Origin of the sequence: Streptomyces blastmyceticus (assembly GCF_039521185.1) — a bacterium.
Lineage (GTDB): Bacteria > Actinomycetota > Actinomycetes > Streptomycetales > Streptomycetaceae > Streptomyces > Streptomyces blastmyceticus.
Window position 1 is genome coordinate 291767 of sequence record NZ_BAAABW010000024.1, and the last position, 9710, is coordinate 301476.

Below are 9710 nucleotides of genomic sequence, written 5' to 3' on the forward strand. Positions count from 1 at the left end.
GTGGCTGTTCCGAAGCGGAAGATGTCGCGCAGCAACACGCGCCACCGCCGGTCGCAGTGGAAGGCTGCGGTCCCCACCCTGGTGGCATGCGCTAGCTGCCACGAGCCGAAGCTGCAGCACATCGCGTGCCCGAGCTGCGGCACCTACAACAAGCGCCAGGTCCTCGAGGTCTGATCGGCGGGTGACAGGCTCAATGTCAGACGCCATTACGCCGAAGAAGGCGCCGGCGGACACGGCCTCGTCTCACACGCTTCTGGAAGGGCGGCTCGGGTACAGACTCGAGACCGCCCTTCTGGTGCGTGCGCTGACTCACCGTTCCTACGCGTACGAGAACGGCGGGCTGCCCACCAACGAGCGGCTGGAGTTCCTCGGGGACTCCGTGCTCGGCCTGGTGGTCACCGACACGCTGTACCGCATCCACCCCGACCTGCCCGAGGGCCAGCTGGCCAAGCTGCGGGCCGCGGTGGTCAACTCCCGTGCGCTGGCGGAGGTCGGACGCGGTCTCGACCTCGGCTCCTTCATCCGGCTCGGCCGGGGCGAGGAAGGCACGGGCGGCCGGAACAAGGCGTCGATCCTCGCGGACACGCTGGAAGCCGTGATCGGGGCGGTCTACCTCGACCAGGGCCTCGAGGCCGCCGGTGAACTGGTGCACAGGCTCTTCGATCCGCTGATCGAGAAGTCCTCCAACCTCGGCGCCGGCCTGGACTGGAAGACCAGCCTCCAGGAACTGACCGCCACGGAGGGGCTGGGCGTCCCGGAGTATCTCGTCTCCGAGACCGGGCCCGACCACGAGAAGACCTTCACGGCTGCTGCCCGCGTCGGTGGTGTCGCGTACGGCACCGGCACCGGCCGCAGCAAGAAGGAAGCGGAGCAGCAGGCGGCGGAAGCCGCCTGGCGCGCCATCCACGAAGCGGCCGAGGCCCGGGCCTCCGCTGCGCAGGCGGAGGCCAAGGCCGAAGCCGCCCCGGAGGCCGAGGCCACCGGGACCGACACCGACCCGGCGGCTTCCGAGCCCGCCGACGGTGTGCAGGGCGCGTCGCACTGACGCGTTCCGTCCGTGATCGCCGGGCGGGCCTTCGGGCCCGCCCGGCGATCACGTTTCATCCGGTGAAGCTTCGTCTAAGGAGTGGCGCTCCGTGCCCGAACTGCCCGAGGTCGAGGTCGTACGGCGCGGTCTGGAGCGGTGGATCAGCGGGCGCACCGTCGCCGACGTGCAGATCCTGCACCCCAGGGCGATCCGCCGGCACCTCGCGGGACCCGAGGACTTCGCGGCCCAGCTGACCGGGCGCAGGCTCGGCACCGCGCACCGCCGCGGGAAGTACCTCTGGGTGCCCCTCGAAGCGGCCGGGCAGGACGCCCCCGACCGGTCCGTGCTCGCCCATCTCGGCATGAGCGGCCAACTCCTCGTCCAGCCGCACGAAGCGCCCGACGAGAAGCACCTGCGGATCCGGGTCCGCTTCGACGACGCCCTCCCCACCGAGCTGCGCTTCGTCGACCAGCGCACCTTCGGCGGCCTGTCGCTGCACGACCCCGTGCCGGACGACCCCGCGGGGCTGCCGGACGTCATCGCGCACATCGCCCGCGACCCGCTCGACCCCGCCTTCGACGAGGCCGCCTTCCATGCCGCGCTGCGCCGCCGCCGTACGACCGTCAAGCGCGCCCTGCTCGACCAGTCGCTGATCAGCGGCGTCGGCAACATCTACGCCGACGAGGCGCTGTGGCGCTCCCGGCTGCACTACGACCGCCCCACCGCGACGCTGACCCGCCCGCGCAGCGCCGAGCTGCTCACGCACATCCGCGAGGTCATGAACGAGGCGCTCGCCGTCGGCGGTACGAGCTTCGACAGCCTCTACGTCAATGTGAACGGCGAATCCGGCTATTTCGACCGGTCGTTGGACGCGTACGGCCGTGAGGACGAGCCGTGCCGGCGCTGTGGCACGCCGATGCGGCGCCGCCCGTGGATGAACCGCTCCAGCTACTTCTGCCCCCGCTGCCAGCGCCCGCCGCGCGTGTGAGCGCGAGCTGAGCGGTCCCGGGCTCAGAAGCCGAAGTCCTGCGTCCACCAAGGGCCCCCCGCCCCGGGGTTCACACCGATCCCCAGGGTGCGGTACTCGCGGTTGAGGATGTTCGCCCGGTGCCCCGTGCTGTTCATCCACGCCTCCATGACCGCCCGGGGGTCCGGCTGGCCGCGCGCGATGTTCTCGCCGCCGAGGTTGCCGATGCCGTGCCTGGCGGCACGATCCCACGGTGTGCGCCCGTCCGGGTCGGTGTGCGCGAAGAAGCCGCGCCGGGCCATGTCGTCGCTGAACGACTGTGCCAGGGAGGTGAGTCGGGGGCTGGGGGCCAGCGGCCGGGCGCCCACCTTGGCCCGCTCCTGGTTGACCAGGGCGAGGATCTGGGCGACGGGCGTCGCCTGGAGGTCGACCGCTTCGGTCGCCGCCCCCGGCCCGGCGCCGGGCTCCGTGGCGGGCGGATCCGCGTCGGCGGTCCCGGGGATCGGTGCCGGAAGCGTGTGCGCCTCGCTGCCGGGGTCGATGCCGGACCCGCCCGGCCGGGGCGACGGCGCCTCGGCGGAGGGCCCGGAGGACGGGGGAGGGACGTCGGCGGGGGGCGCGGACCGCGCCTCCGGGCGCTCGGTGCCACGGCTCACCGGGAGTCCGCCGCGGTCGGGCGCGGGGGCCGGTGCCTGCGGCCGCACCGGACCGCTCTGCAGGGCGGGCGGATCGTCGGCCCGCACCTGCCCGCCGGGGCTGCCGCCGCCGAGCTGAAGAGTGTCCCCTCCGGAGAACAGCCCCGAGGCCATCGCGACCACGCCCATCGCCATGGCGGCCGACGCACCGAGCAGCCCGGTCCGCACGGGGGCGCTCACCCGGCCGCGCCGCCGCGCGTTGCGGTGCCGGCCGACGTCGGTGGGTTCGTCGGGTTCGTACAGCGGCCCCGGGTCGGACCTCCCATTCGTCGAGGGGGCCCGGGTCGGCGGGGGAGCAGCTGCGGGGTGACCGGTGGCCTGGGGGGCAGAGCGTCGATGGCGACCCATCCGCTGCCTTCCTTACGTGCTCGGCGTCATCGTGCGTCACTCGTACGGGGGTGGGACCTGTCGACCGGCGACTGTACGGCAATAGGGCCAGGGTCTAAGCGCTTCGTATGCAATTGGTCGGTTAACGTGCAGACATGAACGAGAATGTCCGTCTGACGGCCTGGGTCCGGGGTCATGTGCAAGGTGTCGGCTTCCGATGGTTCACCCGGGAGAACGCGTTGCGGATCGGCGGACTGGAGGGTTTCGCCTCGAATCTCGCCGACGGGCGGGTCCAGGTCGTGGCGGAGGGCGCGCGCGACGGCTGTGAACAATTGCTCGACTGGTTGCGCGACGGGAACACTCCCGGCCGGGTGGACGGCGTCACGGAGATCTGGGACGTGCCGCGCGGGGGTTATGGCGGCTTTGAGATCCGCTGACCGACACATTGCCGAAAACGGAATTTTCCCCCGGGGGTGGGCGGGTGAACCCCCATGAAGAAGGGGTGGTCGTGGGTCGCGATGACCTTATTGATATGCCGTTGGCATATGCGAACGGAAGAAATTCCCTGATGGTTGCCAACTCGCCGCCATCGTGGAAGGCTGCTGCTCAACGGATGATCTCTACGCCCCTCCGGGCCCGGGAGAGACTGCGCCGCGTATTCACCGCCGCGCACCCCTGGGACGCCCGCCGATACGGGGTGTGATCGTGTTGACCGTCAAACTTTTTGGTGAGACTCTGGAAGCCCCGCGCACCTTAGCTGTTTGGCATTGAACACCGCAGTAGTGATGGCAGACACCGCGGGTGCGAATCCCTCACGACCCACACCGCTTCGGTCGGTCACTCAGTGTGGAGGACCATCCATCATGGCAAAGGCGCTTCTCGGTTACGTCGGCGGCTCCGACCCCCGAGTCCTCTCCGAGATGCGACGGCTTCAGCAGCGTGTCCAGGACCTTGAATCCGAGCTCATCCGGATGCAGGCCGAGAACGACGCGCTGACTGCCGCCGCTCACCACGGCGACTCGTTCGAGCTCGACAGCATCGACGTATCCCAGGCGGAGCCTGCGCTCGCCTGACCGCCGCCCTTCCCCGGGGGCCCGGTCGGGCTGCACTGTCAGCCGCTTGAGAGTTGCAAGGGACGCTCCGGCGTCCCTTCGTCGTATCCGATGAGCCCAATCCGATCGTCGTATCACCCTGCGGTTTCCGGCCGTTTTCCTCCCGTCCCCTTGGACTGATGTGCCCTGCCCCTTCCCGGGTGAAACCGGAAAATTGAAAGGGGCAGCTTGTTGTCGCCCTCGCATGCCTCGTGCCGGGCGGCCGAGGGGGGCGCACGGCCGGTAGAGTCCTTCCGCGTGCACCTCAAGAGCCTGACCCTGCGGGGGTTCAAATCCTTCGCCTCCGCGACGACCCTGCGCTTCGAGCCCGGGATCACGTGTGTAGTGGGACCCAATGGCTCCGGAAAGTCCAATGTGGTCGACGCGCTTTCCTGGGTCATGGGAGAACAGGGCGCGAAGTCGTTGCGCGGCGGCAAGATGGAGGACGTCATCTTCGCCGGGACCACCGGCCGCCCCCCGCTGGGCCGCGCCGAGGTCTCCCTCACCATCGACAACTCCGACGGTGCGCTGCCCATCGACTACGCCGAAGTCACCATCACGCGGATCATGTTCCGCAACGGCGGCAGCGAGTACCAGCTCAACGGCGACACCTGCCGGCTCCTCGACATCCAGGAACTGCTCTCCGACTCCGGCATCGGCCGCGAGATGCACGTCATCGTCGGCCAGGGCCAGTTGGACTCCGTCCTGCACGCCGACCCGATGGGGCGCCGCGCCTTCATCGAGGAGGCGGCGGGCGTGCTGAAGCACCGCAAGCGCAAGGAGAAGGCGCTGCGGAAGCTCGACGCGATGAAGGCGAACCTCGCGCGCGTTCAGGACCTGACCGACGAGCTGCGGCGCCAGCTCAAGCCGCTCGGGCGGCAGGCCGCGGTCGCCCGCCGGGCCGCGGTCATCCAGGCGGACCTCCGCGACGCCCGGCTGCGGCTGCTCGCCGACGACCTGGTCACCCTGCGCGGGGCGCTGCGCGCCGAGCTCGCGGACGAGGCCGCGCTCAAGGCCCGCAAGGAGGCCGCCGAGGCCGGGCTGCGGGCGGCGGCACAGCGGGAGGCCGCGCTGGAGGAGCAGGTGCGCACGCTGACGCCGCGCCTCGCCCGGGCCCAGCAGACCTGGTACGAACTGTCGCAGCTCGCCGAGCGGGTGCGCGGCACGATCGGCCTCGCGGACGCCCGGGTCACCAGCGCCACCGCCGCCCCCGCCGAGGAGCGGCGCGGCCGCGACCCCGAAGACCTGGAGCGCGAGGCGGCCCGGATCCGCGAACAGGAGGCGGAGCTGGAGGCCGCGCTCGAAGCCGCGGGCACGGCCCTGGAGGAGACCACCGCGCACCGCGCCGAGCTGGAGCGCCGGCTCACCGAGGAGGAGCGCCGGCTGCGGGACGCCGCCCGCGCCGTCGCCGACCACCGCGAGGGCCTCGCCCGCCTGCACGGACGCGTGACCGCCGCCCACGGCCGGGCCGCCTCCGCGCAGGCCGAGATCGACCGGCTGACCGCCGCCCGCGACGAGGCCCGCGAGCGGGCCGCCACGGCCGAGGAGGAGTACGAGCGGCAGCGGGCCGAGGTCGAGGGCCGGGGCGCGGCGGACCTGGAGCTCTCCGCCCGGCACGAGGACGCCAAGCGCGAGCTGGCCGCTGCCGAGACGGCGCTGACGGAGGCCCGGGAGGCGGCGACGGCCACCGAGCGCCGCCGCGCGGCCACCGCCGCCCGCCGCGACGCGCTGGCGCTCGGCCTGCGCCGCAAGGACGGCACCGGCGCGCTGCTGTCCGCGCAGGATCGTTTGTCCGGGCTGCTGGGACCGGCCGCGGAGCTCCTGACCGTCGCCCCCGGCCATGAACTCCCCGTCGCCACCGCCCTGGGCGCCGCCGCCGACGCCCTCGCGGTCACCGACACCGCGACGGCCGCCGAGGCCCTCCGCTTGCTCCGCAAGCAGGACGCGGGACGCGCGGCCCTGCTGGTGACACCGGGCCTGAGCCGGGCCGAGGCGCAGCGGACCGAGGAGACGCCCGCCCCGGCACCCGCCGGCCCCGGACCCCGGCCCGCGCTCGAACTCGTCCACGGGCCCGCCCCGTTGCTGGCCGCCGTGACACCGCTGCTGCGCGACGTCATGGTCGTCGGGACGCTGGAGGACGCCGAGGAACTGGTGGCCGAGCGGCCCGGGTGCATCGCCGTGACCGCCGAGGGCGACCTCCTCGGGGCCCGCTTCGCGCAAGGAGGATCCGGCGGTGCGCCCAGCCTGCTGGAGGTGCAGTCCGCCGTCGACGAGGCCACCGCCGAGCTGACCGGGCTGGACTCGCGCTGCGAGCAACTGGCGGCCGCCCAGCGGACGGCGGGGGAGCGGCGCGCCGAGTGCGCCGCCCTGGTCGAGGAGCTGGCGGCCCGGCGCAGCGCCGCCGACCGGGAGCAGTCGCAGGTCGCCCAGGCGCTGGGGCGGCTCGGCGGCCAGGCACGCGCGGCGGCCGACGAGGCGGGCCGTACGGCCGCGGCCGTGGCACGGGCCGATGCGGCGCTCGCCCGGGCCACCGAGGAGGCCGAGGAGCTGGCCGAGCGGCTGGCGGTGGCCGAGGAGGCGGGCCCCGGCGAGGGCACCGACGAGCCGGACACCTCCGTACGCGACCGGCTCGCGGCCGACGGGGCCAACGCGCGGCAGACCGAGATGGAGGCCCGGCTCCAGGTCCGTACGCACGAGGAGCGGGTCAAGGCACTCGCCGGGCGGGCGGACGGGCTGGACCGGGCGGCGCGCGTAGAGCGGGAGGCGCGGGCGCGCGCGGAACAGCGGCGCGCCCGGCTGCGCCACGAGGCACATGTCGCCTCCGCCGTCGCCGCGGGTGCCCGGCAGCTGCTGGCGCACGTGGAGGTGTCGCTCGTCCGCGCCGACGAGGAGCGCAGGCACGCCGAGGCGGCGAAGGCCGGGCGCGAGCGGGAACTGGCCGCGGAGCGAGACCGGGGCCGCGAGCTCAAGGGCGAGCTCGACCGGCTCACGGACTCGGTGCACAAGGGCGAGGTGCTGGGCGCGGAGAAGCGGCTGCGCATCGAGCAGTTGGAGGCCAAGGCCCTGGAGGAGCTCGGCGTGGAGCCCGCGGCGCTCGTCGCGGAGTACGGACCGGACCAGCCCGTACCGCCGTCGCCGCCCGCCGAGGGCGAGGAGCTGCCCGACGACCCGGACGACCCCAGGAACCTGCCGGTGCCCTTCGACCGGGCCGGGCAGGAGAGGCGGCTGAAGGCCGCCGAGCGGGCGTACCAGCAGCTCGGGAAGGTGAACCCGCTCGCCCTTGAGGAGTTCGCGGCGCTGGAGGAGCGGCACCAGTTCCTGTCCGAGCAGCTCGAAGACCTCAAGAAGACCCGCAGCGATCTGCTCCAGGTGGTGAAGGACGTCGACAAGCGGGTCGAGGAGGTCTTCACGGAGGCGTACCACGACACCGCCCGGGAGTTCGAGGGCGTCTTCTCCCGGCTCTTCCCCGGCGGGGAGGGGCGGCTCGTGCTCACCGACCCGGACGACATGCTGGCGACCGGTGTGGACGTGGAGGCGCGGCCGCCGGGCAAGAAGGTCAAGCGGCTGTCGCTGCTGTCCGGCGGCGAGCGGTCCCTGACTGCCGTGGCGCTGCTGGTGGCGATCTTCAAGGCGCGGCCGAGTCCGTTCTATGTGATGGACGAGGTCGAGGCGGCGCTGGACGACACCAATCTGCAGCGGCTGATCCGGATCATGGAAGAGCTCCAGGAGAGCTCCCAGCTGATTGTGATCACCCACCAGAAGCGGACCATGGAGGTCGCGGACGCGCTGTACGGGGTGTCCATGCAAGGGGACGGAGTTTCCAAGGTCATCAGTCAGCGGTTGCGCCGATCCTGAGCACTTCTTCAAGTGTTGAACGCAACGCCTTGGAAGCTCGCAGGAAACTTCTTGGTTACGACCTATTGACTTAGAAAATTGAAGGCATAAGGTCTGCAACGTTGCTAATACCTTCAAGTGGTGGGCCCCCCGGAGTTGTGCCCCACTTGAAGGGCCAGCCCCCACGCCCGGCAATGCCGCCGGCCTCAGGAGTACACGTTGACCAGCACTGCGATGGCGCAGGGGTCCGAGGGCCGCAAGGCCCAGCCGGACCACCTCGGCCATGTCATCTTCATCACCGCGGCCGCGGCCATGGGTGGCTTTCTCTTCGGCTACGACAGTTCCGTGATCAACGGTGCCGTCGAGGGCATCCGCGGGAAGTACGACATCGGCTCCGCCGCTCTGGCCCAGGTCATCGCGATCGCCCTGATCGGCTGCGCGATCGGCGCCGCCACCGCGGGCCGCATCGCCGACCGCATAGGCCGGATCCGCGTCATGCAGATCTCGGCGACGCTCTTCACCATCAGCGCGGTCGGCTCGGCGCTGCCCTTCGCCCTGTGGGATCTCGCCTTCTGGCGCGTCCTCGGTGGCATCGCCATCGGCATGGCCTCGGTCATCGGCCCGGCCTACATCGCCGAGGTCTCGCCGCCCGCCTACCGCGGCCGCCTCGGCTCCTTCCAGCAGGCCGCGATCGTCGTCGGCATCGCCATCTCCCAGCTCGTCAACTGGGGCATCCTCAACCTCGCCGACGGTGACCAGCGCGGCCACCTCATGGGCATCGAGGCCTGGCAGCTGATGCTGGGCGTCATGGTCGTCCCGGCCGTCCTCTACGGCCTGCTGTCCTTCGCGATCCCCGAGTCCCCGCGCTTCCTGATCTCCGTCGGCAAGACCGACCGGGCGAAGGCCGTGCTGGCCGACGTCGAGGGCCACACCGTCGACCTCGACAAGCGCGTCGCCGAGATCGAGCTGGCCATGCACAGCGAGGAGAAGTCCACCTTCAAGGACCTGCTCGGCTCCAAGGCGGGCTTCCTGCCGATCGTCTGGGTCGGCATCGGCCTCTCGGTCTTCCAGCAGCTCGTCGGCATCAACGTCGCCTTCTACTACTCGGCGACCCTGTGGCAGTCCGTCGGCATCGACCCGAGCGACTCGTTCCTCTACTCCTTCACCACGTCGATCATCAACATCGTCGGCACCGTGATCGCGATGATCTTCGTCGACCGCATCGGCCGCAAGCCGCTCGCGCTCATCGGTTCCGCCGGTATGGCGGTCTCCCTCGCGCTGGAGGCCTGGGCCTTCGCCTCGAAGGCCGCCGACGGTTCGCTGCCGACCACGCAGGGCACGGTGGCCCTCGTCGCCGCCCACGCGTTCGTGCTCTTCTTCGCCCTGTCCTGGGGCGTCGTGGTCTGGGTCTTCCTCGGCGAGATGTTCCCCAACCGCATCCGCGCCGCCGCGCTCGGTGTGGCCGCGTCCGCGCAGTGGATCGCCAACTGGGCCATCACCGCGAGCTTCCCGAGCCTGTCGGACTGGAACCTCTCCGGTACGTACGTCATCTACGCGGTCTTCGCCGTGCTCTCCATCCCCTTCGTGCTCAAGTTCGTGAAGGAGACCAAGGGCAAGGCGCTGGAGGAGATGGGCTGACCACCCCGCCGCTCCTCTCCTCCGAAGGCCGCCGCCCCGGCTCGCAACCTGTGAGCCGGGGCGGCGGCCGTTTGCTGTGCCGGGTTCGTTGCCGCCTGCGGCGGGAGCGCCCTGCGGGCGCGTCCTCAAAC

At 71.7% G+C, this 9710-nt stretch carries 7 protein-coding genes and 1 pseudogene; 7 read left to right on the forward strand and 1 reads right to left on the reverse strand.

Features of this window, described 5'->3' with window-relative positions; translation table 11 throughout:
• From rpmF to mutM, 3 genes are all read left to right on the forward strand, one after another.
• Complete coding sequence (rpmF, locus tag ABD269_RS22010; protein WP_030087884.1) at positions 1-174, forward strand: 50S ribosomal protein L32; 174 nt, start codon at positions 1-3, stop codon at positions 172-174.
• 19 nt (positions 175-193) lie between these two features.
• Positions 194-1045, forward strand: a complete 852-nt coding sequence (rnc, locus tag ABD269_RS22015; RefSeq protein WP_301892042.1) for a ribonuclease III — start codon at positions 194-196, stop codon at positions 1043-1045.
• A 91-nt stretch (positions 1046-1136) separates the two neighbouring features.
• A complete protein-coding gene (mutM, locus tag ABD269_RS22020; RefSeq protein WP_344120236.1) occupies positions 1137-2015 on the forward strand; it encodes a bifunctional DNA-formamidopyrimidine glycosylase/DNA-(apurinic or apyrimidinic site) lyase in 879 nt (292 codons plus the stop codon).
• Positions 2016-2038: 23 nt separating this feature from the next.
• On the opposite strand, the gene ABD269_RS22025 is transcribed toward mutM, so the two are convergent.
• Positions 2039-3037 carry a CAP domain-containing protein gene (locus ABD269_RS22025; RefSeq protein WP_344120238.1) on the reverse strand — a complete coding sequence of 333 codons (999 nt, stop codon included), beginning with the start codon at positions 3035-3037 and terminating at the stop codon, positions 2039-2041.
• A 134-nt stretch (positions 3038-3171) separates the two neighbouring features.
• Between ABD269_RS22025 and ABD269_RS22030 the strand changes: the two genes are divergently transcribed.
• The 4 genes and pseudogenes from ABD269_RS22030 to ABD269_RS22045 form a co-directional block, all read left to right on the forward strand.
• Entirely contained in the window at positions 3172-3453 is a 282-nt protein-coding gene (locus ABD269_RS22030) for an acylphosphatase (protein ID WP_344120240.1), read from the forward strand.
• Positions 3454-3879: 426 nt separating this feature from the next.
• Positions 3880-4089, forward strand: coding sequence for a hypothetical protein (locus ABD269_RS22035; protein ID WP_116214103.1), 210 nt, complete (start codon positions 3880-3882; stop codon positions 4087-4089).
• Between the two features lie 276 nt (positions 4090-4365).
• Positions 4366-7962 (forward strand): chromosome segregation protein SMC, encoded by a 3597-nt coding sequence (smc, locus tag ABD269_RS22040; protein WP_344120243.1) that lies wholly within the window; start codon positions 4366-4368, stop codon positions 7960-7962.
• Between the two features lie 195 nt (positions 7963-8157).
• A pseudogene (locus ABD269_RS22045) lies at positions 8158-9579 on the forward strand (sugar porter family MFS transporter); the annotation flags it as partial.
• Positions 9580-9710 lie beyond the last annotated feature (131 nt).